At 42.0% G+C, this 24,648-nt stretch carries 25 protein-coding genes; 15 read left to right on the top strand and 10 right to left on the bottom strand.

Annotation, left to right across the window (positions count from 1 at the left end; all coding sequences use genetic code 11):
• The first annotated feature begins 4 nt into the window (after positions 1-4).
• Entirely contained in the window at positions 5-1,504 is a 1,500-nt protein-coding gene (locus tag NSQ34_RS13495) for an extracellular solute-binding protein (RefSeq protein ID WP_120208840.1), read from the top strand.
• Positions 1,505-1,549: 45 nt separating this feature from the next.
• Here NSQ34_RS13495 and NSQ34_RS13490 read toward each other — a convergent pair whose 3' ends face one another.
• Both NSQ34_RS13490 and NSQ34_RS13485 read right to left on the bottom strand, forming a co-directional pair.
• On the bottom strand, positions 1,550-2,392 hold the full coding sequence (locus NSQ34_RS13490) for an aldo/keto reductase (RefSeq protein ID WP_342500948.1): 843 nt from the start codon (positions 2,390-2,392) through the stop codon (positions 1,550-1,552).
• Positions 2,393-2,402: 10 nt separating this feature from the next.
• The gene (locus NSQ34_RS13485; RefSeq protein WP_342489570.1) at positions 2,403-3,590 is read right to left on the bottom strand and encodes an MFS transporter; all 1,188 of its coding nucleotides are present in this window, start codon (positions 3,588-3,590) and stop codon (positions 2,403-2,405) included.
• A 155-nt stretch (positions 3,591-3,745) separates the two neighbouring features.
• Between NSQ34_RS13485 and NSQ34_RS13480 the strand changes: the two genes are divergently transcribed.
• Positions 3,746-4,117, top strand: coding sequence for a winged helix-turn-helix transcriptional regulator (locus NSQ34_RS13480; RefSeq protein WP_280806375.1), 372 nt, complete (start codon positions 3,746-3,748; stop codon positions 4,115-4,117).
• A gap of 38 nt (positions 4,118-4,155) precedes the next feature.
• On the opposite strand, the gene NSQ34_RS13475 is transcribed toward NSQ34_RS13480, so the two are convergent.
• On the bottom strand, positions 4,156-6,456 hold the full coding sequence (locus NSQ34_RS13475) for a helix-turn-helix domain-containing protein (RefSeq protein ID WP_342500947.1): 2,301 nt from the start codon (positions 6,454-6,456) through the stop codon (positions 4,156-4,158).
• 231 nt (positions 6,457-6,687) lie between these two features.
• Here NSQ34_RS13475 and NSQ34_RS13470 point away from each other — a divergent pair, with 231 nt between their 5' ends.
• The 7 genes from NSQ34_RS13470 to NSQ34_RS13440 all read left to right on the top strand — a co-directional run bounded on the left by NSQ34_RS13470 (position 6,688) and on the right by NSQ34_RS13440 (position 11,969).
• Entirely contained in the window at positions 6,688-7,653 is a 966-nt protein-coding gene (locus NSQ34_RS13470) for a sugar ABC transporter permease (RefSeq protein ID WP_024424886.1), read from the top strand.
• Positions 7,654-7,671: 18 nt separating this feature from the next.
• Positions 7,672-8,784, top strand: coding sequence for a glycoside hydrolase family 105 protein (locus NSQ34_RS13465; RefSeq protein WP_041107328.1), 1,113 nt, complete (start codon positions 7,672-7,674; stop codon positions 8,782-8,784).
• The gene (locus tag NSQ34_RS13460; RefSeq protein ID WP_098677217.1) at positions 8,781-9,305 is read left to right on the top strand and encodes a lipoprotein YteS; all 525 of its coding nucleotides are present in this window, start codon (positions 8,781-8,783) and stop codon (positions 9,303-9,305) included. The genes NSQ34_RS13465 and NSQ34_RS13460 overlap by 4 nt, the downstream gene beginning before the upstream one ends.
• A gap of 17 nt (positions 9,306-9,322) precedes the next feature.
• Entirely contained in the window at positions 9,323-10,612 is a 1,290-nt protein-coding gene (locus NSQ34_RS13455) for a Gfo/Idh/MocA family oxidoreductase (protein ID WP_111926271.1), read from the top strand.
• A 24-nt stretch (positions 10,613-10,636) separates the two neighbouring features.
• Positions 10,637-11,320 carry a YesL family protein gene (locus NSQ34_RS13450; RefSeq protein ID WP_111926273.1) on the top strand — a complete coding sequence of 228 codons (684 nt, stop codon included), beginning with the start codon at positions 10,637-10,639 and terminating at the stop codon, positions 11,318-11,320.
• A 54-nt stretch (positions 11,321-11,374) separates the two neighbouring features.
• The gene (locus NSQ34_RS13445) at positions 11,375-11,686 is read left to right on the top strand and encodes a rhodanese-like domain-containing protein (protein ID WP_065214504.1); all 312 of its coding nucleotides are present in this window, start codon (positions 11,375-11,377) and stop codon (positions 11,684-11,686) included.
• Between the two features lie 100 nt (positions 11,687-11,786).
• Positions 11,787-11,969, top strand: a complete 183-nt coding sequence (locus NSQ34_RS13440; protein ID WP_024424881.1) for a sporulation protein Cse60 — start codon at positions 11,787-11,789, stop codon at positions 11,967-11,969.
• Between the two features lie 44 nt (positions 11,970-12,013).
• Here the strand turns inward: NSQ34_RS13440 and NSQ34_RS13435 are convergent, their stop codons facing one another.
• From NSQ34_RS13435 to NSQ34_RS13420, 4 genes are all read right to left on the bottom strand, one after another.
• A complete protein-coding gene (locus tag NSQ34_RS13435) occupies positions 12,014-12,121 on the bottom strand; it encodes a CbrC family protein (RefSeq protein ID WP_242025934.1) in 108 nt (35 codons plus the stop codon).
• Positions 12,122-12,251: 130 nt separating this feature from the next.
• Positions 12,252-13,784, bottom strand: a complete 1,533-nt coding sequence (locus NSQ34_RS13430) for a BCCT family transporter (protein ID WP_046312112.1) — start codon at positions 13,782-13,784, stop codon at positions 12,252-12,254.
• A gap of 140 nt (positions 13,785-13,924) precedes the next feature.
• Positions 13,925-14,122, bottom strand: coding sequence for a hypothetical protein (locus NSQ34_RS13425; RefSeq protein WP_024424878.1), 198 nt, complete (start codon positions 14,120-14,122; stop codon positions 13,925-13,927).
• Complete coding sequence (locus NSQ34_RS13420; protein ID WP_111926275.1) at positions 14,119-15,390, bottom strand: NAD(P)/FAD-dependent oxidoreductase; 1,272 nt, start codon at positions 15,388-15,390, stop codon at positions 14,119-14,121. The genes NSQ34_RS13425 and NSQ34_RS13420 overlap by 4 nt, the downstream gene beginning before the upstream one ends.
• 175 nt (positions 15,391-15,565) lie before the next feature.
• Here NSQ34_RS13420 and NSQ34_RS13415 point away from each other — a divergent pair, with 175 nt between their 5' ends.
• The gene (locus NSQ34_RS13415) at positions 15,566-17,188 is read left to right on the top strand and encodes a polysaccharide biosynthesis protein (protein WP_070326313.1); all 1,623 of its coding nucleotides are present in this window, start codon (positions 15,566-15,568) and stop codon (positions 17,186-17,188) included.
• A gap of 16 nt (positions 17,189-17,204) precedes the next feature.
• The gene (locus tag NSQ34_RS13410) at positions 17,205-17,921 is read left to right on the top strand and encodes a pseudouridine synthase (protein ID WP_046312109.1); all 717 of its coding nucleotides are present in this window, start codon (positions 17,205-17,207) and stop codon (positions 17,919-17,921) included.
• A gap of 69 nt (positions 17,922-17,990) precedes the next feature.
• On the opposite strand, the gene NSQ34_RS13405 is transcribed toward NSQ34_RS13410, so the two are convergent.
• Positions 17,991-18,212: a DeoR family transcriptional regulator gene (locus NSQ34_RS13405; protein WP_008356419.1), complete on the bottom strand. Its 222-nt coding sequence runs from the start codon at positions 18,210-18,212 to the stop codon at positions 17,991-17,993.
• A gap of 372 nt (positions 18,213-18,584) precedes the next feature.
• Positions 18,585-19,883 (bottom strand): NCS2 family permease, encoded by a 1,299-nt coding sequence (locus tag NSQ34_RS13400; RefSeq protein ID WP_034279487.1) that lies wholly within the window; start codon positions 19,881-19,883, stop codon positions 18,585-18,587.
• Positions 19,884-19,977: 94 nt separating this feature from the next.
• On the opposite strand from NSQ34_RS13400, the gene pepV reads away from it, so the two are divergent.
• Together pepV and NSQ34_RS13390 are read left to right on the top strand one after the other, a co-directional pair.
• The gene (gene pepV / locus NSQ34_RS13395) at positions 19,978-21,378 is read left to right on the top strand and encodes a dipeptidase PepV (RefSeq protein WP_268417628.1); all 1,401 of its coding nucleotides are present in this window, start codon (positions 19,978-19,980) and stop codon (positions 21,376-21,378) included.
• Between the two features lie 28 nt (positions 21,379-21,406).
• Positions 21,407-22,033 carry a Type 1 glutamine amidotransferase-like domain-containing protein gene (locus NSQ34_RS13390; protein ID WP_268417632.1) on the top strand — a complete coding sequence of 209 codons (627 nt, stop codon included), beginning with the start codon at positions 21,407-21,409 and terminating at the stop codon, positions 22,031-22,033.
• Between the two features lie 47 nt (positions 22,034-22,080).
• On the opposite strand, the gene cysK is transcribed toward NSQ34_RS13390, so the two are convergent.
• The gene (gene cysK, locus NSQ34_RS13385; RefSeq protein ID WP_268456639.1) at positions 22,081-23,013 is read right to left on the bottom strand and encodes a cysteine synthase A; all 933 of its coding nucleotides are present in this window, start codon (positions 23,011-23,013) and stop codon (positions 22,081-22,083) included.
• Between the two features lie 91 nt (positions 23,014-23,104).
• Between cysK and thpR the strand changes: the two genes are divergently transcribed.
• Both thpR and NSQ34_RS13375 read left to right on the top strand, forming a co-directional pair.
• A complete protein-coding gene (thpR, locus tag NSQ34_RS13380) occupies positions 23,105-23,656 on the top strand; it encodes an RNA 2',3'-cyclic phosphodiesterase (protein WP_268456614.1) in 552 nt (183 codons plus the stop codon).
• 25 nt (positions 23,657-23,681) lie between these two features.
• Positions 23,682-24,617: a hypothetical protein gene (locus NSQ34_RS13375; protein WP_024424870.1), complete on the top strand. Its 936-nt coding sequence runs from the start codon at positions 23,682-23,684 to the stop codon at positions 24,615-24,617.
• The last annotated feature ends 31 nt before the right edge of the window (positions 24,618-24,648 follow it).

Genomic DNA, 24,648 nt, shown 5'->3' with positions numbered 1-24,648 from the left:
TCTTATGGGGAGAAAGAAATTATGGCTGATTGCGTTTGTCCTGTTATTTGCAGCAAGCGGTATTCTGTCAGCATGTTCAAGTAAAGGGGCAAACTCATCAGATGAGAAGGTTGATCTAGACAAAAAGGTAAAGCTGACATGGATGGCGATTTTATATCATCAGCAGCCGCCGAAGGATTCCGTTTTAAAAGAGATTGAAAAACTCACAAATACAGAGCTTGATATTACATGGGTGCCTGATGCTGTGAAGGAAGATCGGTTAAATTCCGCACTTGCAGCAGGGAATTTGCCGCAAATTGTGACGATTCAAGACATTAAAAATTCGTCTGCGATTAATGCGTTCAGATCAGGCATGTTTTGGGAAGTCGGTCCGTATTTAAAGGATTATCCAAATTTAAGTAAGATGAACGAATTGATTAATAAAAACGCCTCTATAGACGGGAAGCTTTATGGCATCTATAGAGAGAGACCACTTTCAAGACAAGGGATTGTCATTCGAAAGGATTGGCTTGAAAATTTAAATTTGGATACACCAAAAACATTGGATGATCTATATGAAGTAGCCAAAGCCTTTACTGAAAAAGACCCGAATCAAAACGGAAAAGCGGATACAATTGGCTTTACGGATCGGAACGATTTAATTTATGGCGCATTTAAAACACTTGGTTCATATGAAGGAATGCCCACAGACTGGAAAGAAGAAAACGGGAAATTCACGCCAGACTTTATGACAGATGAGTACATGAATACAATGAAATACATGAAAAAGCTGCGCGACAATGGCTATATTAACAAAGACTTCCCAGTGACAAGCAAAACACAGCAGCAGGAATTATTCTCACAAGGAAAAGCAGGCATCTATGTTGGAAATATGGTAGATGCCGTGAACCTGAGAGATGATGCGACAGATAAAAACATGAAAGTAGATATTATCAACCGAATCAAAGGCCCAGATGGCAAAGAACGTGTGTGGGCATCAGGTGGTCATAATGGCATCTTCGCATTCCCTAAAACAAGCGTGAAATCAGAGGCAGAATTAAAGCGGATTTTGGCCTTCTTTGACCGCATTGCCGAAGAAGATGTATATGGTCTCATGACGTACGGTATAGATGGCCAGCATTATAAGAAAGAAGAAGGAAATACATTTGTCAGGGAAGAAAGCCAAGTGAAAAGCTGGCAGACAGATGTACAGCCGCTTGTCAGTCTTGTAGGAATTGATAAACGTTACTTGAAAAATAAAGGGGATGCAGTTCGTTCTAAATATGAAGAGCTAGAAGAAGACAATCAAAACATCATCGTTGCCAATCCTGCTGAAAGCCTGTATTCAGAAACAGCATCAGAGCGTGGAAACGAATTGAAGAAAATCATCGATGATGCGACGTATAAGTTCATTCTTGGAGACATCAGTGAAGATCAATTTCAGAAGGATGTAGAGAAGTGGAAATCCAATGGTGGGAATAAAATCATAGAAGAATATGAAGCTTCCTTTAAAAAATCAAAATGACCAATAGGAACACCCCCGCAAAGCAAAAAAGCGGGGGTGTTTTCATTAAAAGTCGAAGTTATCTGGATCTGGACCAATACGTTTGTTTTCATTTAAGTCAGAAAGACGTTTCATATCTTCATCAGTTAAGACAAAATCAAATATATCAGCGTTTTCCTTTAAACGATGTGCTTTCGTTGATTTTGGGATGGTGATGACACCTTTTTGTACATCCCAGCGCAAAATAATTTGAGCAGGTGTTTTACCATATGTGTCTGCGAGCTCTGTAATCAGCGGGTGATGCAGCAGTTCACCCTGCATCAGCGGTGACCAAGCTTCCATTTGAATGCCATGAGAGTTCAAATACGTAGAGAGTGTTTCCTGCGTTAGTTTTGGATGAAATTCTACTTGGTTAATCGCTGGTTTGATGTCTGCATCTTTTAATAGTTCGTCTAGGTGATGCGGCTGGAAGTTGCTCACTCCGATGGCTCTGACCTTTCCTTCACGATACAAGGTTTCCAGTGCACGCCAAGCTTCTTTGTATTTTCCTTCAACCGGCCAATGGATTAAATACAGATCAAGGTAGTCAAGCTGAAGCTTTTTTAAGCTTTCTTCGTATGCATTTAGGGTAGATTCATATCCTAAATCGGCATTCCACACTTTTGATGTGACAAAGATATCCTCGCGGCGCAGTCCTGTTTCTGCTAAACCAAGCTGTATGCCTCGTCCAACACCTTCTTCATTTCCATAAATAGCCGCTGTATCAATACTGCGATAGCCTAATTGAATGGCTGTTTTGACAGCATCAATTAATTCTGCTCCATCTTCCACCTTGAATACACCAAGGCCAAAGCCTGGCATGAGCACCCCATTGTTTAATGTTTTTGTACTTTGTAAATGTTCCATCATAAAAACTCCTTTAAATGGTTTGTGTTTGTTCTTTTTGTTCCATTTGATAACTGATCATCGTAAGAATGGCTGCGATGAGGACCATGATGCCGCCGACCCAGCCTGTATGCACAAGACCAAGTGTATCAGTCACGATGCCGCCTAAAAATGAGCCAATGGCAATACCGGCATTAAAGGCAGCGATATTCATTGCAGATGCGACGTCGACCGCTCCGGGTGTGTATCTTTCTGCAAAATCAACGACGGCTACTTGCAGTCCAGGCACATTCATGAAAGCAAACAGTCCCATCAGCATGACGGTTCCAATGCCTAACACTGTGAATCCTGCAGTGAAGCTAAGGATAAACAAGATGATGCTTTGGATAATAAACATATAGATCAGTGCTTTCATTGGCTGTTCATTAGCAGCTTTTCCGCCAATGACATTTCCGGCTGCGATCGTGATTCCGTATAAAAGAAGGATCAAGGCCACAGCCCCAGGCGCAAGACCTGTCACATGCTGCAAGAGAGGAGATAAATACGTGAAGACGACAAAGGTTCCTCCGTACCCTGTGGCTGTAATGACGAATAAAAGCAAAATTCTTTTTGTTTTTAATAGGACAGCTTGATCTTTAAAAGATGTTTTCACCCCCTGCTTTAATTGAGACGGCACAAGAAAATAGTTGGATATCAGTGCGATCAGACCAATGATCACAATCACACCAAATGATGTCCGCCAGCCGAGCTCATGACCAAGAAATGTCCCGAATGGCACACCTGTCACAGTCGCTACTGTTAAACCAGTGAACATAAAGGCAATGGCGCTTGCCCGTTTTTCTTTCACGACAAGGCTTGCAGCAATCGTAGAGCCGATAGACATGAAGATTCCATGGGACAAGGCTGAAATCACCCGGCCGATTAACAGCAATGAAAAAGTCGGGGCAATGGTGGCAAGTGTATTACCAATCAAAAAGACGAGCATAATGAGCAAAAGCAATGTCTTTCTTTTCATCGTGGAAGTAAGGGAAGTCAATATAGGCGCGCCAAATGTCACACCAAGTGCATATAAAGAGACAGTCCAGCCTGCCTGACTGACGCTCACTCCAAAGTCCTCTGAGATCATTGGCAAAAGACCGACACTAATGAACTCAGTTGTTCCTATAGCAAAAGCACTAATCGCTAGTGCGAGAAGAGCAAAATGGTTTTGCTTTTTCTTCATAAGTAAGTTCACATCCTTCTGTGATGACATTTTGATAGACGAAGCCGATCGGCAAGAGTTATTATCTAACATAGATGACGAAAAAAAAAGTACGTACTTTTTTGTAATATAGGTACTAAAAAGTGCCTGTTCGTACAAAGAGGAGTGAACATTCGATGGAAAAGAAAAAATATAATATCTCTGTGGAAGCAACGCTTGAGGTCATAGGCGGGAAGTGGAAGTGTGTGATTTTATGTCATTTGACACACGGGAAAAAACGGACGAGCGAATTGAAGCGGCTCATGCCAAACATCACACAAAAAATGCTCACGCAGCAGCTGAGAGAGCTTGAAAGTGATGGGGTCATTAACCGGATTGTCTATGAACAGGTGCCGCCTAAAGTGGAATATGAATTAAGTGAATACGGACAGTCGCTCGAAAGAATTCTCAATGCGCTATGCGATTGGGGGGCATCTCATATTGAACGTGTGTATGGAGAGCCGCTTTCCGTGCTGGAAGACAGCATCTTAAATGAACAGTTTAAATAAAAGAGACCCGCTTTCTTGTGAGAGCGGGACTCTTTGTCTTACATGCCTTTTTTCTGGTCGCGGTATTTCCCAGGAGTTGTACCTTCCAGCTTTTTAAAGGACCGGATGAAATTTTGCGGGTTTTTATATTTCAGTTTTTCCGAAATTTCTTTGACGGACATATCGGTTTCTACAAGCCAGTTTTTAGCGACATGGTGTCTGTAGGAAGAGAGATATTCACTAAAGGAGATATCCATTTCCTTTCTGAAAATACTGCTTAAATAATTTGGATTGTAATGGAGACGTGTGGCGATTTCATCCAATGTGAGATCTGAGTCGAATTCTTGATGAATGATATGAATGATTTTTTCTGAGATGTTTTTGTATTGTGAGTCTTCACGTGCAGCAAGCTGGTCAATAATTGGCCGAATAATTTCATGTTTCAGCCATGCTTCCGTATCTTCAAAGGTTTTAAATTCAAAAATCGTATCATAGAGCATTTTGTTATCTTCAACCTCAAATAATTCAATGCCCAGCAAATGCATCAGCTCAATTAAATTGTTTAAGAAACGAGCGAGGGCGATATGGTATTCGTGCGGTCCTGCATTTTTAGAAAAAATGGATTGCAGGAGCACATGTAAATAGTGATCCGCCTTGCCTTGATCGCCAGCTTTCATCGCATCAAATAAATCATGCTGCAGCTGCTTTGGAAAATGGGTTTTGAACGTCTTTCCTTGCTGAATATGCTCATATAAGATAATGGACTTTTTCTCTGCTTTAAGTCTGTATTTTAAGGCTTCTTTTCCTTCAATGTAAGCATGTTTTGCCATCGTGAGTTCTTTAAACTGGCGGCTGATTCCAATGCTGATCGATAAACCAAGCTCTTCTTCAATACGCTGCTGAATGCTTTCTGCTAATTGATTTAAATATTCAGTAAACTCTTCAACTGACTTTGAATGGTTGAGGATAATCGTTGTTTGATGCTGATTGACAACGGTTGGCTGAAGGTGCTCCTCTTGCTGAATAATCTGCTCGATTAGTCCATTGATCGCAAATAAAAGCAAGTCAGCATCTTTTTTTTCATAAGGTGTTCCTTTTAATGTATCGATTTGGGTCACAAGCATGGACAAATGAGACCAGCCCTGAGGAAAGCCTAAGCTTTGGAACCGGTTGTTAACTTCTTCATCTGTCAGCTTTCCAAGCAGCAGCCGTACCATAAAGTATTGCTGTAAGTGTGTCACTTGCTGCTCAATCCGTTCCTCTAAATCATTGTTTTGATCTTTCATTTGTTTAATACTCGATTCAATCAACTCAAATTCATTTTGAAAAGGCTGTTTTTGCAAAAATGATTCATTGCGTGCAAATGACTCGTATAATAAGCGGATTGGTTTATAAAAGTGTCTAGAACCGAACCATGAAAATAGCAATGAAAGCGCTAACAAAACAGTGCAGATAATAAAGGTAATCCATCCGATTGATTTCGTTTGCTGCTTAAGTTCTGGAATAGAAACAAAGGATAGGTACGTCCATTCATTATAATCTGATTTTTGAAATGTGATTTGATAGTTGAGTTCGTCGATCTTCATATCAAATTGGCCTGATCGTTTTTCAAGTGAGAGCACATGTTTGACGATATCTTGATGTTTCAGCGATTCACCAATTTGTTCTTTGCGATTATGTAGCAGCACTTTTCCGTTTGTATCGATCACAAACATACTATCCGATTGAGAGAAGTCAGGCATGTTATCAGCAATGACGCAGCTTGGAATGCTGGCGACAGCGATTCCCTTTTTTTGAACGCTGTTCATAGGCAGTTGTTTGATTAAATTCACATTGTACTTACAAAAGGATGCTTTTCCTTCTTTTGTCGCAACAAGTGGATTATTCTCTTCAAGTGCCCAGCTGGAGTGACTTGGTATATTGAGGTAAGAGGTCAGCGCTTTTTCTTGGTCTTCGCTTGTGACATGATAAAGCCCCGAATTGTTCATGTACCAGTCTTCCATTTTACTGACGAGTGTAATATTGGAAAGATCGGTGTCAAAGGTTTGCAGGTAGTTCAGTTCCTGCTGTACTTGATTATAAAGCTGGAATTGGTCTGGATTTAAAGGTTCTGCCAGTGTTTGAAGGAGAGGCGGCGAACTGACATAGTGAGTGAGAGAATGATCAACAGTTTTTAAAATATGCTCAATATTGGATTGCGTTTGTTTAACGCTGTCGAGCTTTTCATTTGAGATATTTTCAAGTGCTGTTTTTTGTGAATGCTGATAAGAAAAAATGCCGACAATGATAACAGGAATCGTACTAAGTATGAAAAAAAACGTCACTAGCTTGTAATAAAATTTGTACTGCCTTCTTTTCATAAAACCCCCCATTTCAAACAAAACAATCTTTTCCCCTTAATTTATTAATCCAAAAATCTGGTAGGTTTGTCAATAATCATTTTCTGAGATTAGGATCATTTTCTTATGTTTTATGTAACGTTTTGATCAGCATCACCTATGAAAATATGATCTGTTGATATGATTGTAGACGGATTTTTCATCCTTAAGATACAGTTAACACATGCATTAGCATGAGGGGAGGCTTTATCAATGAAAACAGAGGATGTCACTGCCAAGGGTGTGCCTGCGGCAGCTTTGAAAAGTGAAAAAAGAAAGCGCTTACTTAATCAATTGCTAAGTCAAAAGTTTTTGTATTTAATGATTTTGCCGGGGCTCATTTATTTTATTGTTTTTAAATATGTGCCAATGTGGGGGCTCATCATTGCCTTTCAAGATTACCAGCCGTTTCTCGGCATTCTTGGCAGTGAGTGGGTTGGCTTCAAACACTTTATTCGATTGTTTACAGAACCAACATTTTTCATCTTATTAAAAAATACACTGATTTTATTTGCCATGAATGTCGTGATTTTCTTTCCAATTCCGATCTTATTAGCGCTTCTTTTAAACGAAGTGAGATTGGCATTGTTTAAGAAATTTGTACAGACGATGATTTATATTCCTCACTTCATGTCATGGGTGATTGTCGTGTCCTTATCTTTTGTTTTGTTAACAGTAGATGGCGGGTTAATGAATGAATTGATTGCTTTCTTTGGTGGAGAAAAGATTAACTTCCTTCTTAGTCAGGAATGGTTTAGACCGATGTACATTTTACAGGTCATCTGGCGGGAAGCAGGATGGTCAACAATCATTTACCTTGCGGCGATTACCGCGGTAGATCCGCAGCTATATGAAGCAGCAAAAATGGATGGGGCCGGAAGACTGAGACAAATGTGGCACATCACACTTCCTGCCATTAAAAGTGTCATTGTGGTTCTGCTTATTTTAAAAATCGGTGATACGCTTGAGCTTGGCTTTGAGCATGTCTATCTATTACTGAACGCAACGAACCGGGAAGTAGCAGAGATTTTTGATACGTACGTTTATACAGCAGGTCTTAAGCAAGGGCAATTCAGCTATAGTACCGCTGTTGGTTTATTTAAAGCAGCTGTTGGACTTATTTTGGTCATGCTGGCAAACCGTTTAGCGAAGAAATTCGGGGAAGAAGGTATTTATTAAAAAGGGAGATGAGGAAGAATGACTTTATCGATTGAAAAGGGATCACCGCTTGAGCATGCAGAGAAATTAGCACAAACCATTATGAAAGCGTATACACCAATTGAGCTGCCGCCAGCTGGAAGATGGCATTATCATCAAGGCGTTTTCCTTTGCGGCGTCATGAAGCTATATGAGGCAACAGGGAACGAGGCGTATTTCGATTATGTGAAAAACTATGCGGACTCCCTCATTGATGAGTACGGTAATCTGTTATTTCGCAGGGATGAGCTTGATGCCATTCAAGCAGGACTCATTTTATTCCCTCTTTACGAACGAACGAGAGAGAAGCGGTATGTGCTGGCGGCGGAGAAGCTGCGCGGACTATATCGTACGCTAAACCGCACGTCTGAGGGCGGATTTTGGCATAAAGACAATTATGCTTATCAAATGTGGCTCGATGGTCTCTACATGGGCGGTCCTTTTGCCTTAAAGTATGCTCAGCTTAAAGGTGAAGAGTCACTAGTGGATATGGTCATCCATCAAGAGCATCTCATGAGAAAGCATACGAAAGATGAACAAACAGGTCTGTATTATCACGCGTGGGATGAACGAAAAACGATGCCATGGGCTGATCAAAAGACCGGCTGTTCCCCAGAGTTTTGGGCAAGATCGTTTGGCTGGTATGTCCTTGCATTAGCAGATATGATCGAGGACTTGCCCGAGCATCATGAAAGGCGGAAGGTGTGGAAGGAAACGCTGACAGACATGTTGGAAAGTGTGGCAAAGTACCAGGATCAAAAGACAGGTCTCTGGCATCAAATCATTGATAAAGGAAATCACAGTGACAATTGGCTTGAAAGCTCGGGATCGTGTTTATTCATGTATGCCATGGCAAAGGCCATGAATGAAGGGTATGTGAGCCTCCGTTATGTTGATCATGTGGTCAGAGCATATCAAGGCTTGATTCAGCATAAGACGGCTGAGAAAGAAAATGGTGATTTTACTATCAATGATATTTGTATTGGAACATCTGCGGGATTTTATGATTACTACGTTGGAAGAGAGCGGAGCACTAATGACTTGCACGGGGCAGGCGCTTTTATTATGGCGTTAACTGAGCTAGAAAAGCTGTCTGTTTTTCAAAAGGCATGAGGAGGCAAAAAAGAGCCGCCGTATGGCTCATCAGTTTCATCGCTGCCATTTGTTTATCTGCTTGTCAGGGGAAAACAAACGGGATCGATGTCCTGATTTTTTCTGATATGTCAAAGGGGATGAAGGATCAATTAGTGGAGAAGGCTTTTCAGCCGGAACAAGAGACGTATAGCGTCCACATCTTTCCGGCGATTCCTGAAAAGCTTCTTGTTGAAATTACCTCAAAAGAGGGGGACGTGATGCTTGTTCCAGAAGAAATGTTTAGAACATATGATGATCCTGAAAGCTTTCAGCTGCTTGAAGAGATGGAAATAGGCGGTCAAGCAGCAGGACCATATACGGTCGATGACAAAAAGACAGGGAAAACGGTCGATTATGCGGTTCAAATCAATAAAGGAAAGAAAAAACTCAACGGCTATACCTTTCAATTACACCGGGATATGGTCGCTTTCATTCCCATGTATGCTGATAAGACGGAAGAGGCGCTGTCTCTTATGAAACAGCTTCGTGAAAACCAATAGAAAATGGGGTGGGGAATGTGAAACGGGTCGTGATTTGCGGGCTGAGCCATCGTGCGTTCAATATGTTTATTAAACCGCTCACAGAGGATTTCAATGAGCATTATCGGATTACAGGACTCCTAGATATAGATCATCAGCGGTATACACTTTGTCAGGAGCGTTTTCCATCACTCCGGGGCGTTTCGTTTTTTCATGAAGATGCATTTGATCAGATGGTCAAGGAAACAAAGCCAGATATCGTCATTGTGGCAGGCAGGGATGACACACATGTCACATATATCATGCAGGCACTTGACCATGATCTAGATGTCATCACTGAAAAGCCGATGGTGACAACAGCAAAAGACGCCAAAAAAGTGGTGGAAAAAGAGGCGGAAAGTAAAGGGAAGGTCACGGTCACCTTTAATTATCGCTACAATCCTTTCCATCGAAAAGTAAAAGAACTTATTTTAGACGGGAAAATTGGGAGGGTCACATCTGTTGAACTGAGCTGGCTCATTGATACGTACCATGGTGCTAGTTATTTCAAAAGGTGGAACCGCACACGTCAATTTTCTGGCGGGCTGTCCATTCATAAGTCGACGCATCATTTTGATTTGGTCAACTGGTGGATTGATCAAAAGCCGAAGCAAGTATTTGCTTACGGGGCGCTGAACTATTACGGCAGCGAAAGCCCTTGGAATCCCTTGCAGGGGGAGGAAAAAAGATTTTGCGGAACATGTCATGTGAAGGATATATGTCACTATGAAGCAAGGTGGAATCCGCGGGTTGAGCGCTCGAAGGTGGAGGACGACCATATTGAATCCGGTCAGGAGCAAACGCAGCAGTACTCAAACTATCGCCCTGATGCCTGCATTTTTGATCAGGAAATTGATATTGAGGATACATATGTGGCGTCAGTCGCTTATGACCAAGGGGCTTTGCTCAGCTATTCGATTCAATTCTCAGCCCCATATGAAGGCTATCGTCTGGCCATTAATGGGACGAAGGGGCGTATTGAAACAAATGAGTTTCATGTGCCATCAAGAATTCCTTTTCAATTCCCAGAACAAACAATTTCTTATTACCCGATGTTTGGATCAAAGGAGACGATTGAAGTCGTAAAGCAGCCAGGCGGACATGGCGGAGGAGATCCTCTGCTTTTGGCTGATTTATTTATAGGAAAAGATCCCTTGATTCACTATGACATCTTAGCAGGAGCAGAGGCTGGTGCTTATTCGATTGCTCTTGGGGAAGGCATGTGGCGCTCTGTCGCAGAAAAGCGCCCAATTGAAATCGATAAATTGTTTCATAAAGAGACGGTGTAAAGAGAAAGAGAGGAGGGGAAAGAGATGGATCATGATGGTTCAATGAGCAGAATGCTGAGGATGTGTGAGTGGGTGATGAGGCTCGCCTATACGAATTTGTTATGGCTTTTATTCACCATCCTGGGGCTTGGCGTATTTGGCTTGATGCCTGCGACCACTGCGTTATTTTCCGTGATGAGAAAGTGGATTCAAGGGCATGAGCAGGTCAATGTATTCCGCACTTTTTGGAAGGTATTCAGGGAGGAGTTTATACGCTCTAACATCATTGGAGTGGTGCTATGCATCATTGGAACGATTATTTATGTCGACCTTGCTTATATCTATCCGGCGAGCTGGCTCTTACATGTGCTTCGCTTTGCTATATATATTTTCGGTTTTCTGTTTATTGTGAGCTTATTTTATATTTTTCCGCTGCTTGCGCATTACGATTGGAAAAAACGTCTCTATCTGAAATTCTCTCTTCTGCTCGGTATCTCATATTTGCAATATACACTCTCTATGCTTGTTTTCTCGGCTGTGCTGTTTGTTCTGTTTGCTTATTTACCGGGAATCGTGCCGTTTTTCAGTGTGAGCATAATCGCCTATGGTCATATGTGGCTGGCCTATCAAGTTTTTAAAAAGGTAGAGTTTGAAATTGAGCACGAGACAGCCGAAGTGAAGAAGCGGCTGCCGTCTTTCCTTCAATCAAAGCGGGTGAATACGCAGTGAAGTGAATCATTTGCTATAATGGTGTCACCGTAATGAAAAGGAGAGATGAGAGTCGTGTCAGTGAAAGAAATTTCAATAGAAGAATTAAAACAAAAGCTGGAGCAGGAAGACGCCATTCAGCTTATCGATGTACGTGAGGATGAAGAGGTAGCAGAAGGGATGATCCCGGAAGCCATTCACATTCGAATGGGCGATATCCCTGAGAAGCTGGATGCATTCGATCAAACGCAGGAATATTATATTATTTGCCGCTCTGGTAAACGTAGTGAAAATGTCTGCTATTACCTAGAAGATCAAGGCTACCAAGCGACAAATGTCGTTGGCGGGATGCTTGCTTGGACAGGAGAAACAAAACCGAAGCTGTAAATAGAAGGCCTTTCATCTTAACGATGAAAGGTTTTTTTGTTCATATGCCTCTTTCTATTTGCATAAAGATAGAGTAGCGAGAGAAGGGAGAGTGGCATAGGTGCTAAAGGTAGCTGTATTTGATGAAGAGCATGAGAAAGATTTGCAGAGTGAAATCAATCATTTTTTAAAAGGAATGGATGACGACCAAATCATTGACATCAAGTACAATGTAGCGGTGATCTGTGAGCAGGGAGGGGAACAGCTCTACTGTTTTTCTGCACTCATTTTATATAAAAAATAGACGGCTTCAAAAAAGGACCTGCTTGAAGGGTCCTTTTTCTTTGGTTAGCTGGCGTCTCTTTCTTTCTCACAAACAGGACATGTTGTATGCTCTTTTTTGATCACGTTTAACGAAACTGGATCTGGGTTGTACTTGAACGTAGGTAACGTCATATAAACCTCCATTATGTAGAAGGTGATGATTCATCACTATTTTAAAGGAATCCTCAAGCTCGCGACAATCTTAAATTGTATATATAGAAAAAAGCCGTTCGGATAAGGAACGGCTTTTTCTCGCTTGCGATTATGCTTTTTTTACTCTTGGACTTCTTGGTTTATTGACTTGATTGGTTTGTTTGATGATTCTTCGTTCATCATTTAGTGATTTATACAGCGAGACAATCATCAATATAATGACAACGGAGAACGGTAAGGCTGCGAGCTTGGCTGTATTTTGCAGGGCTTCAAGTCCCCCTGAAAATAAAAGCACAGCAGCAACAGCCGATTGGATAATGCCCCAGCTGACTTTGACACTGCCAGAAGGGTTCAATGATCCGTAGGTTGTCTGCATTCCAAGCACAAATGTAGCTGAATCAGCCGATGTAATAAAGAATACGGCGATTAAAATAAGTGCCAGTATCGATGTAATCATCGCCAGCGGATATTCATGCAGTACACCGAAGAGCATCGTTTCAGTTGAAAGACCTGCAACATCGACAATATTCTTTTGCTGTAAGTCCATTGCAGATACACCGAAAATCGAGAACCATAGGAATACTAGGATGGAAGGAGCGACTAAGACACCCACTAAAAATTCGCGAATTGTCCGCCCGCGAGACACTCTAGCGATAAAGATCCCGACAAATGGAGCCCAAGAAATCCACCATGCCCAATAAAAGATCGTCCATCCATTAATCCATTCTCTCTTTTCAGGATCATTGGGAGATAGACGAAAGCTCATTTGAACGATATTGGATAAGTATTGTCCAATCGAATCAGTAAAAGAATTTAAGATAAAAACAGTTGGACCTACCAAAAGTAAGAAAAACATCAGAACAGCTGCTAATACCATATTGATATTACTTAAGTATTTAATGCCTTTTCCAATCCCGCTTAAAGCAGATGCAAGGAAAAGCACTGTCACAATGATAATAATGATCAATTGTGTGCTAAAGGCAATTGGAATATGAAAAAGGTAATTCAATCCACCATTTATTTGTGCCGCGCCTAATCCTAGGCTTGTTGCAACACCAACCACAGTTGCAAATACCGCAATACAATCGATGGTTTTACCGATCCATCCGTGAATTTTATTTCCTAAAACGGGTTGCAGCGTTGCACTGATTAAGCCAGGTGCATCTTTTCTAAATTTAAAGTAAGCAATGCAAAGTGCAACAATGGCATAAATAGCCCATGCATGAAGCCCCCAGTGGAAAAATGTATAGCGAAGGGAATCGCGGAAGGCCTGAGCTGTTTCAGTCTCCCCTGTTGGTGACTGAATAGCATAGTGGCTGATCGGTTCAGCTGCTCCGTAAAAAACAAGACCAATTCCCATACCGGCACTAAATAGCATAGCAAACCAAGAAAATAAACCAAATTCAGGCTCTTCCCCGGGTTTTCCTAGCGTAATCTTACCGATTGGGCTAAAGATAAAGAATAGACAAAAGCCGACAAGCAGTGATACCACTAACAAGTAATACCAGCCAAAGTCATTTGTAATGTATGTTTGAATTTGATCTGTGACATTTTGCAATGTGTCTGGAGAAAACGCTCCCCACATCACGGCAACAAATGTGATCGCAATCACAATCCAAAATACACTTGATACGTTTTTCACACCATCTCACTCTCCTGTTGTTCTACACGTTTAAGCAGAGGACTTCGCTTAATATCCCCTAACTCAACTTATTTCAAACAAAAAGAGGCGAGCTTCTCACTCGACCTCTACTTTACCGTAACATGTTTTGCTTTCATTTATCAACTATCGATATGGGAAGACGATTTTTCCTCAATTCGTTTACGAAGACGGTAGACATATTCTTTTAAACATACTGCGAAAATGGTAAACGCCAAAACAATGGCGACTTTTAACGGGGTAATGGACAGCTTCAAGAAAACAGCAGCTGTCAAACTGATAACGACCGCAAGAACAATCGGTAATGCACGTCTGATCATTGATCTCTCTCCTTTGCTTCTAGTGCAGCATTCATGCCGGCAAGCCTGCCTGTCACAAGTGCTGATGTGATATTGTAGCCGCCTGTGTAGCCATGGATGTCTAAAATTTCTCCGCAGAAATAAAGACCGGGCATTTTTTTAGACGCCATTTTCTTCGGTTCAATTTCCTTCACAGAAACGCCGCCTCCTGTCACAAACGCTTTGTCCAAGGATAGCGTACCATTTGCATGCACAATAAAATGTTTGCAATCATGGGCAAATGCACGCAGTTTATCCTTGGCTAGACCAGAAAATGTGTCTTGTGGATCAATCCCGTTCCGTTCTAACAGAAACAATAAATAGCGTTCTTGCATCCAAGACTTGAGGACATTTTTAATGGCTTTCTTTGGTTCATCTTTTAGGTCGCGATGAAGCTTTTGGAACAGCTCTTCGTCATTCAGCTTCGGATATAAGTCAATTTGCAGGCGGACTGCCGGCTGCTTTTTCAATTCTTTCACAACAAATCCACTGCATCTAAGAACAGCTGGACCGGATAAACCAAAGTGAGTAAAGATCATATCCATGACATGTGTGACGACGGGTTTCCCTTTTTTATTTAAAACACTGACAGCCACACTTCTTAAAGAAAGACCTTGAAGCACTTTTTCTTTAATAAATCGTTCATCGGATGTGACCGGTACCTCTGTTGGGAAGAGCTCTGTAATGGTATGACCGGCTGCTTCTGCCCATGCATAGCCGTCACCAGTAGAGCCGGTATGCGGCACACTTTTTCCGCCGACAGCAATGACGACAGACTTACTTGAAATTTTTTCATCATTATTTGTAACAATTCCAGCTGCTTGTCCGTCTTGATACAGAACTGTTTTAATTTTTTCGTTCGTTCGAATGGTGACATTGAGGGCTCGGAGCCTGTCTAGAAGGGCATCCACAACAGATTGTGCTTTGTTTGAGACAGGGAACATACGTCCATGGTCTTCTTCTTTTAGTTCAATGCCAAGGTTTTCAAAAAACGAAATAATATCCTCGTTGTTGAACTCAGAAAATGCACTATATAGAAAACGGCCGTTTCCGGGTATATGCTTGATGATTTCTTCTACTGGAAGGCGATTGGTGACGTTACAGCGTCCGCCGCCAGAAATGGCCAGCTTTCTGCCAAGTTTGTTTCCTTTGTCAATTAACAGAACAGTCGCACCGTGCTCTGCTGATGCAATCGCGGCCATCAGCCCAGAAGGTCCGCCGCCAATGACAATGACATCATAATGTTTCATGTTACATTCCTCTTTCTACTTTCAGTCATTTTTCTATTATAACGAAGATTAGGGAAGGCTGAAATATGAATTGATTGGTTTTGTGACTTCCGTATTGGATTTGTTACCTGTGTGTTGAATTGATGTGGTAAAATAGTTAAGTTGAATATTCATTAGAAAAATGGTGGTTAAGCGCATGTCTAATAAACTGCTTCGTGGTACGTTGGTTTTAACGATAGGGACGTATCTCTCTCGTATTCTGGGTATGATTTATTTAATTCCATTTAGCGCAATGGTTGGAGCAACTGGTGGAGCGTTATTCCAATATGGATACAATCAATATACGATCTTTTTAAGTATTGCTACGCTTGGTTTTCCAACAGCGGTATCAAAATTTGTTTCCAAATATAATGCGATCGGCGATTATGAGACAACAAGAAAAATGTTTAGGGCGGGTATGTCGGTCATGCTTGTCACCGGGATTATCGCCTTTTCTATTTTATATTTGTCCGCACCGATTTTTGCCAAAATTCAGCTTGGCGGATCAAATGAAACAGGCGGTTTGACTGTCGATCAAGTAGTATATGTGATTCGAATGGTCAGCTTAGGTCTTTTGGTTGTACCGATCATGAGTCTTGTACGTGGGTTCTTCCAAGGACACTCCATGATGGGACCGACAGCTGTTTCCCAAGTGATTGAACAGCTTGTCAGAATCATCTTCCTATTAACGGCGACGTTTATTATTTTAAAGGTGCTTGACGGCGGGCTTGTCATTGCTGTCGGATATGCAACATTTGCCGCACTGATCGGTGCATTTGGCGGTTTATTCACGCTTTATTTATATTGGCTGAAGCGGAAGGATCGGCTCTTAGCTATGCAGCCGAATACAGGTGCTCACTCTGAATTATCTTATAAGCAAATGTTTACAGAGCTGTTTAGCTATGCAGCGCCGTATGTATTTGTTGGACTTGCGATTCCAATTTATTCTTATATCGATACAAACACAATTAACAGAGCCATGATTGCATCAGGACATCAGGATATTAGTACAGCGGTATTGTCCATTGTGACGTTATATTTACCGAAGCTCGTGATGATTCCTGTGTCACTTGCAACAGCGTTTGGCTTAACCTTGATTCCGACGATAACGGAATCATTTACAGCACGTAATTACAAGCTGCTCAATAGACAAATTGATCAGACGATGCAAGTCATTTTATTTTTCGTGCTGCCTGCTTCATTTGGTATCTCTGCATTGGCTGGACCGGTTTATTGGTTTTTCTATCCGTCTGTTCATCCTGAGATTGGGATCTCCATTTTGTTCTGGTATGCACCTGTTGCATTATTGTTTTCTTTATTCACCATTAATGCAGCGATTCTGCAAGGGATCAACAAACAAAAATTTGCCATCGTCAGTCTTTTGTTAGGGATCATTATTAAAACGGTTCTGAACATCCCGCTGATCAGCTGGCTGCAAGGAAATGGTTCTGTACTTGCAACAGCATTAGGCTACAGTGCGTCCATCTTGTATATGTTTATCATGATTAAACGCCATGCCGGCTATTCGTTCCGTAGAATTTTCAAACGTTTTATTCTCATTGGTATTTTAACGGCGATCATGGCTGTCGTGGCATATGTGACAAGTCAACTTGTGAGCCAAGTGATTTCTTATGAAGGCGGAATTGTACAAGCGGGTATCGTCATTTTGATTTCCATGATCACTGGCGGCGGTGTGTATATGTTCTTGTCTTATAAGGTGGGATTACTAGAGCGTGTACTTGGCAGCCGTATGCCGAAATTTTTAAGAAAAAAGAGTTAAGAAGAGGTAGATATTCATGAGGCTTGATAAATTACTTGCTAACAGCGGCTTTGGTTCAAGAAAAGATGTGAAAAAGCTTGTCAAGGCCCGGGCGGTCACAGTGAATGGAGAAGTGGCAAAGCAGGTGAAAGATCATGTTGATCCATCAAATGATGAAGTGCTCGTACACGGAGAGCGTGTAGAATATAAAGAATTCATTTACTTAATGATGAACAAGCCAGACGGGGTGATCTCAGCAACTGAAGATCTGCGGGATGAAACGGTTGTCGATTTACTTGAGCCGGAGGATATCGCAAGGGAGCCATTCCCTGTGGGGAGACTGGATAAGGATACGGTCGGTCTCCTTCTCCTCACAAATGATGGACAGCTTGCTCATCAATTACTTTCTCCAAAAAAGCATGTGCCAAAAACGTATGAGGTTCATTTGAAATATCCTTTAGGAGATCAAGACATTAAGCGTCTTGAAGAGGGCGTTGTCATCTTAGATGATTATCACACGAAGCCGGCGAAGGTGGAAGTAGATGCGAATGAAGACGAAGATACACGCATCCGTCTAACGATTACTGAAGGGAAGTACCATCAAGTGAAGCTGATGGCGCAAGCGGTGGGAAATGAAGTGATCTTTTTAAAAAGGCTCTCGATGGGGGCTGTCTCTTTAGATGAAGATCTAGCACCTGGAGAGTACCGTGAATTGACGGATGAAGAATTAGACAGCTTAATGAATCGCGAATAACATAAGAACAAAAGAAAAGAACCGGCATATCGCCGGTTCTTTTTGTTATATGGACAATTCATTATACGCTTAAGATGATATTTTTACTTTTTTTCTCGTTGTTTCCCATTTGCCTCTGCTTGGACTATGAACAAGATCGTTATAGGCAAGCACGTTTAAGTCTCTTTGAATGGTTCTAGGTGTGATCCCGAATTCATCAACCAGCTCTTGTGTCGTCACAAGACCTTTCTCTTGAATGAACATATAGACTGATTTGATTCGAGTCATCATACGGTTTGTTGAAGGTTTCAAAAAACCACTCCCTATCAATAAGATCGGATGGACTTGACTAACCACAACTTACTACACTAAAACTGCGAAATAAGGACATGCAACAATGGTAAATGTTCGTGTTTGTTAATGTTTTATTCTATTATACACGTTATTATGCATCTAGTTCCACCAAAAAGTCAACTTTACGTGTTTTTAAACTTGTCTTCATGAAATGAAATATGGTATATATCATGATTTGAATCCGGTTACAACCCAATAATGATAAGGGATGCGATTGGAGCTGACATTTTCAAATGTCCAAAAAATAAACACAGAAAATTTACAAAATAAAAAATTCAGTGAAAAGCAAAAAGACACATTCCATGTGAGGATGTGCCTTTTTTGTTTCTGTTATCCTTCTAAGAAAAAGAGCTGAATGAAAAATAAGACCGCAAAGATGAGAACAAGCACATGTACTTCTCTCCATTTCCCTTTAGCCAATTTCACAAGCGGATATGAAATAAATCCAAGTGAAATCCCTGTAGAAATACTAGAAGTCAGCGGCATCGAAAGAATGACAAGAAAAGCAGGGAATGCTTCGTCTAGTTCGTTCCAGCGAATGCGTGACACTGAGTTCATCATCAAACAGCCAACAATGATTAAAACAGGTGATGTGATGGATGGTAAAGAAGAAATCGCTTGAACGAGCGGGCCAAAAAATAATGCCACAATAAACAGTGCAGCGACCGTTAGAGACGTCAGCCCAGTTCTTCCGCCAGCAGCAACTCCTGATGATGATTCAATATAAGCAGTGGTTGGGCTTGTTCCAAACATAGAACCAACCGTCGTTGCAGCCGAGTCAGCGAGCAGGGCTCTGCGCACTTTTGGCAGCTGGCCATTTTTCATTAATCCGGCTTGTTCTGCAACGCCGATCATCGTGCCTGTTGTATCAAAAATCGTCACCAGTAAGAAGGAGAAGACGACGGCATACAAATGATGAGAGAACACGTCACCAAAGGCAGAGATCGGATTTGTAATCAGCATGCCTTCAGGCAGTGCAGGGATGTCCATCAGTGTTTTAGGGAAATGAAGCTGGCCAGTTGCGAGCGCAATCAATGTGGTCGCTAACATACCGATAAACAGTGCACCATTTATTTGCAGAACCATTAAAATAACCGAAATCATTAAGCCGACAAGCGTTAAAATGACAACAGGCGAGCTTAAATTGCCAAGCTTCACAAGGTTTTCTGGATCAGCAGCGATGATCCCAGACTGACGGAGGCCGATGAATGCAATGAAAAGCCCAATTCCTGCTGTAATGCCGTACTTTAAATTGTCTGGAATGGCTTGAATCAGTTGTTTTCTAAGGGATGTTAACGATAAAATAATAAAGAGTATACCAGCAACAAATACCGCACTAAACGCTGTTTGATAGCTGATGCCGCCACCGCCGACAACGGTAAAGGTGAAATAGACATTCAGCCCCATGCCTGGTGCAATGGCAATCGGATAGTTTGCAAATAGTGCCATCCAGAGCGTACCGACAACAGCAGCGATGATTGTTGCAGTAAAGACTTGGTCAAAAGGAATACCTGCTTTTGAAAGAATTCCCGGGTTGACGGCAACAATATAGACCATAGTAAAGAATGTCGTCATACCAGCGATTATTTCTTTCTTTATGTTGGTTTGATTTTCTTTTAACTGAAACATAAAATCCTCCATTTACGAACATTATTACAAAACAATTAATATAATATTCGTTTTAAGGGTGGATTGCAACCTTTTTTCAAGGAGGAATGGAAAAATGAATTGGGAAGCTGAAGTAATACGAAAAAAAGACGATTTGATCAAGGACACACAATCTTTTTTACAAATTGAAAGTGTCCTTGATGAAGAAGGCGGCAAAGAAGGAAAACCATTTGGTGAAAAAGTCGATGATGCCCTGCAGTATATGCTGAAAAAAGGAGAAGACGAAGGCTTCACAGTCAAGAATGTCGACGGCTATGCGGGTCATATTGAATATGGGGAAGGCGATGACATTGTAGGTGTGCTTTGCCATGTGGACGTGGTGCCTGCTGGTGACGGCTGGACAACCCCGCCATTTTCAGCTGACATCAGAGAAAATAAAATCTTTGCACGCGGGGCTATTGATGACAAAGGCCCAACCATGGCGGCATTTTATGCGCTGAAGATCTTAAAAGATTCTGGTCTGCAGCTGTCGAAAAAAATCCGAATGATCATTGGAACAGATGAAGAAAGTGATTGGCGCTGTGTGGATCATTATTTCAAGCATGAGCCAATGCCGCAAATTGGATTTGCACCAGATGCCGATTTTCCGATTATTCATGCGGAAAAAGGGATCATTGATGCGGTTGTGTCATTTACATATCAACAAACAGCGAATCATCAGCGCTATACGCTGAAGCAATTTACATCGGGTATGAGGCTCAATATGGTACCGGATGAGGCAGCTGCTACTGTAACTGCTGCACAGGAACACGATGCTGAATCATTAAAAACAGCCTTCGAAGCCTATCTTGCTGATCACCAATTATCTGGTGAGGTAAAGAACACGGCGGATGGACTGCATTTTACATTAAAAGGGGTATCCGTTCATGCCATGGAGCCGGCGCATGGGACAAATGCGGGCATTCATATGGCGAATTTCTTATGCGGACACGAATTAGATGAGCAGGGACTTGCCTTTACTTCCCAAATCAACGCTTTATTTGATCAAGATACAAGAGGACAAAAGCTGGGAATTGCTTGCAAAGATGAGATTAGTGGAGATTTGACGTTGAATGTTGGGACAATCCGCTTTAAACAGAATGAGGAAGCAAAGCTAGGGTTAAATGTCCGCTATCCAGTAACAGCAGACGGCAAGGACGTCAAAAAAGGAATTGAAAGCATAAAAGGGGCGTCCGTTCTAAAATTCGAAGACAGCCCTCCGCATCACGTCTCAAAAGATCATCCGCTTGTGAAAACCTTGCAGCGGGTATATGAGGAACAAACGGGAGATCCTGCAACCCTTATTGCCATTGGGGGAGGAACGTATGCAAGATCTTTAGAAGCAGGCGTTGCCTTTGGACCTTTATTTCCTGGCAGGCCAGACTGCGCCCATCAAAAGGATGAATATATTGAAATTGATGACTTACTGAGAGCAGCTGCTCTTTACGCACAAGCCATGTATGAATTAGCAAAATAGAAATGGAAAAGAGAAGAGGGGATTCATAGTGAAAAAAATGTTCTTATGCTCTTCATTCAAAGACAGCTATTCTCTCTTATCTGACTTTGCGGGGGAATCATTAAAAGGAAAGCACGTGACTTTCTTTCCAACGGCAAGTGCTGTAGAAGAAGTCACGCACTATGTAGAGGCAGCGAAGGAAGCCTTTCAGCAATTAGGGATGCAGCTTGAGACTGTGCAGATAGATGAACAGTATGCTGAAGAGATCTCGCAGATGATCAAACAAAATGATGTGATCTACGTGTCAGGAGGCAACACGTTTTATTTATTGCAGGAATTAAGAAAGCATCGTCTCGATGACGTGTTGAAAGAAGAAATCAACAACGGCAAGCTGTACATCGGAGAGTCTGCTGGGAGTATTATCATGGCGCCAAGCATTGAATATATCTCTCTGATGGATGATCAAAAGAAGGCACCGGAGCTTTCATCATATCAAGCTTTCAATGAAATAAGCCGCTATCCAGTACCGCATATGCACAATACCTATTTAGGCGAGGCTGCGCAGCAAATCACAGAGAAGCATCAGCAGACGCTTGATTTATGTCCGCTTACTGATGAACAGGCTTTACTTATCAGAGGGGAACAGGCTGAAGTGAAATCTGTCAAAGCATCTTAACCATGAAACGAAGAAAAAGGAACAGGGATTCATCGCTCTGTTCCTTTTTAATCTTGAAAAACATCACTTGATAAGTATCGTTCGCCCGTATCTGCTGTCATACAGATCACAATTTGATCTGCCGGCAATTGCTTGGCTGTTTCAATGGCTGCATAGCAAGCCGCCCCAGAGGATGGGCCTACTAAAATTCCTTCAAGCTGAGCGAGCTGCCGTGTGATGTGATAAGCATCTTCGTCACTTACCTGAACGATGTCATCATAGACGTGCTCGTTTAAAATATGGGGGATAAATCCTGGGCTTGTGCCAACGAGTTTATGCTTCCCAGGTTTCCCGCCAGATAAGACAGGGGAACCCTTAGGCTCTGCCACACGGATGGTTAAATGAGGGAATACCTTTTTTAATTCCTCTCCAGTTCCTGTAATAGTACCGCCAGTTCCAGCTGTTGCGACAAAGGCTCCAAGTGGCTGTCCAAGTTGTTTCACAGCTTCCATAATTTCGACTGCTGTTGTGCCTCTATGTGCATCTGGGTTCGCTCTGTTGTCAAATTGCATGGGAATAAAGCTGTGAGGAATTTGAGCAGCCAGTTCCTCAGCCTTGCGGATGCAGCCTGGCATTTTTTCTTCTCCTGGGGTTAAGACGACCTGCGCCCCGTATGCCTTCAAAATATTGATTCTTTCCTTTGTCATCGTATCAGGCATGACAAGGATGGCTTTGTAGCCTCTTGCGGCGGCATTCATGGCTAAACCAATCCCTGTATTCCCGCTCGTAGGCTCAATAATGGTTGCTCCTTTTGTGAGCTTCCCTTGTTTTTCTGCTTCAATGATCATATTGTAAGCCGCGCGGTCTTTTACACTTCCGCTCGGATTAAATGATTCCAGCTTTAAGTAAACAGCCGCCGCATTTTCTGGCTGGAGCCGCTGTAATTTGACAAGCGGTGTATCGCCAATCAGCTCAGCTATATTTTGTGCAACTTTCATCAGATGACACCCTTTCTTCTCATTCCGCATTTCTTTAGTTATACTATCATCAATGGGGATTCGTAAAGTTTGTTAAAAAAGGACAGGTGATATTGTGTCAGAAAGCCGTCATTATTTTATAGGGATTCACATCCCTGAACAACTTGCGCATCAAATCAAACAAGACATTGATCAAAGGAGCGGACTGTTCTTTCAAAAATGGACAGCACCACATGATTATCATGTGACCCTTATCTTTTTAGGCGCCATTCCAGAAGAGCGTTTAAAAAAGATCATCCAGCTGCTTGACATCCTTTCAAATGAAGCGTCTGCATTTCCACTAGAGCTGAATGAGGTAGGGCAGTTTGGTGCGAAGGAACGCCCAAGAGTCTTTTTTGCAAAGCCTCATGAAAGTGAGCCGCTCATGCACTTAAGAGAAAAGGTAAAGGAAGCCGTCTTGTCAGCAGGACACCCTGTTGAAAAGAGACCGTTTCATCCGCATATGACGATTGCGCGCAAATGGAATGCGGATGGCCCTTATGAAAAGCAAGCACCTTTACGCAAAGAGTCATATGTGATGGAGGTTTCTCGTATCACTTTATTTGAAATACGTCCGAAGGAAACCCCTCGTTATCACGCAATCAAACAATTTACACTACATAAATGATTCTAGAAGTTGGAGTGAGCAGCAGATGGCGCAAATTATCAAAATTCAAGATTATATATCACGATATGAACAAGACCCGCATCACTACATCAATCAATTCAATCGGTTGAAAAAACAAAGATGGGACGAGTTAAAAAAGGCTTCAAAAGAGGAGGCGCAGCAACCGTTTGATCAAATTCCTCAACAAGCGCCAGAACAAGAGGAAGAAAAGAGAAAGAAATTCTCCTTAAAGAGAAAGCAAAAAGAAGCCGATATGAAAAAGGAACGGGACCTGAGTCTTTTTAACGAGCCGACAGATATAGAGCAAGGGGTTTTCAGAAACGTTCCTACCGATGAAACGAAGCTGATTCACTTTTTTAAGGATCATCTCTTTGAAGTGCAATTAAAATGGGCGAGTTCGACGATTTCCCATATTTCAACCGTTTCCCATCATATTCGGTATGATGAAAAGCTGCGGATGCTTGCAAGGCAGCTTCCGGATTCTTATTTTGTGATGTACAAGCCGGTGCTGCTCATTCAAAAAGCTGAGATGGAATTATGTCCGATACTCATCACGCCGCTCGAAGTGATCTGTTTATCTTTCTTAGAGGCTGAGCCAGACAGCGTCTATATCGGAACGAAGGAACGTTTTTGGGAAAAACGGGCGACTGGGAAAGCTGTTCAGTCCGTCTTGAATCCTTGTGCAAGCCTTTTGCGATCTGGCACCGTCGTGTCAAAGATCTTACAGCAAAGTGGTGTAGACCTTCCTGTGAAAAAAATCCTCATCAGCCGAACCTCTTATATTGATTTACCTGAAGTTCCATATGGGATGGAGGTTATCGATAAGAAGAAGGCAGAAGAGTGGTTTGAAAAGCAGCGGAAAAATACGGCGCCGACAAAGCATCAGCAATTTAAGGCGACAAAGGCATTGCTTGCTTATGGTGAATCAGACAGCAAAAGAAGACAGGAATGGCTCGATTAAAGGCATGATGGAAGGTCACGAAAAATGAGAC

This window comes from Bacillus sp. FSL P2-0069 (assembly GCF_038593315.1).
Lineage (GTDB): Bacteria > Bacillota > Bacilli > Bacillales > Bacillaceae > Bacillus > Bacillus safensis.
Note: the sequence above shows the minus strand (reverse complement) of the source record. Positions and strands in the feature narration are given on the sequence as shown.

Bases quoted from the DNA above. Each gene is read 5' to 3' on its own strand.
- NSQ34_RS13465 (WP_041107328.1), top strand. From the start codon at position 7,672: ATGACTTTATCGATTGAAAAGGGATCACCGCTTGAGCATGCAGAGAAA.
- NSQ34_RS13415 (WP_070326313.1), top strand. From the start codon at position 15,566: ATGTCTAATAAACTGCTTCGTGGTACGTTGGTTTTAACGATAGGGACG.
- pepV (WP_268417628.1), top strand. From the start codon at position 19,978: ATGAATTGGGAAGCTGAAGTAATACGAAAAAAAGACGATTTGATCAAG.
- NSQ34_RS13425 (WP_024424878.1), bottom strand. From the start codon at position 14,122: ATGATCAGACGTGCATTACCGATTGTTCTTGCGGTCGTTATCAGTTTG.
- NSQ34_RS13400 (WP_034279487.1), bottom strand. From the start codon at position 19,883: ATGTTTCAGTTAAAAGAAAATCAAACCAACATAAAGAAAGAAATAATC.
- NSQ34_RS13475 (WP_342500947.1), bottom strand. From the start codon at position 6,456: ATGAAAAGAAGGCAGTACAAATTTTATTACAAGCTAGTGACGTTTTTT.
- NSQ34_RS13470 (WP_024424886.1), top strand. From the start codon at position 6,688: ATGAAAACAGAGGATGTCACTGCCAAGGGTGTGCCTGCGGCAGCTTTG.
- NSQ34_RS13410 (WP_046312109.1), top strand. From the start codon at position 17,205: ATGAGGCTTGATAAATTACTTGCTAACAGCGGCTTTGGTTCAAGAAAA.
- NSQ34_RS13435 (WP_242025934.1), bottom strand. From the start codon at position 12,121: ATGACGTTACCTACGTTCAAGTACAACCCAGATCCAGTTTCGTTAAAC.
- NSQ34_RS13485 (WP_342489570.1), bottom strand. From the start codon at position 3,590: ATGAAGAAAAAGCAAAACCATTTTGCTCTTCTCGCACTAGCGATTAGT.
- NSQ34_RS13420 (WP_111926275.1), bottom strand. From the start codon at position 15,390: ATGAAACATTATGATGTCATTGTCATTGGCGGCGGACCTTCTGGGCTG.
- NSQ34_RS13450 (WP_111926273.1), top strand. From the start codon at position 10,637: ATGGATCATGATGGTTCAATGAGCAGAATGCTGAGGATGTGTGAGTGG.
- NSQ34_RS13495 (WP_120208840.1), top strand. From the start codon at position 5: ATGGGGAGAAAGAAATTATGGCTGATTGCGTTTGTCCTGTTATTTGCA.
- NSQ34_RS13490 (WP_342500948.1), bottom strand. From the start codon at position 2,392: ATGATGGAACATTTACAAAGTACAAAAACATTAAACAATGGGGTGCTC.
- NSQ34_RS13480 (WP_280806375.1), top strand. From the start codon at position 3,746: ATGGAAAAGAAAAAATATAATATCTCTGTGGAAGCAACGCTTGAGGTC.
- NSQ34_RS13460 (WP_098677217.1), top strand. From the start codon at position 8,781: ATGAGGAGGCAAAAAAGAGCCGCCGTATGGCTCATCAGTTTCATCGCT.
- NSQ34_RS13375 (WP_024424870.1), top strand. From the start codon at position 23,682: ATGGCGCAAATTATCAAAATTCAAGATTATATATCACGATATGAACAA.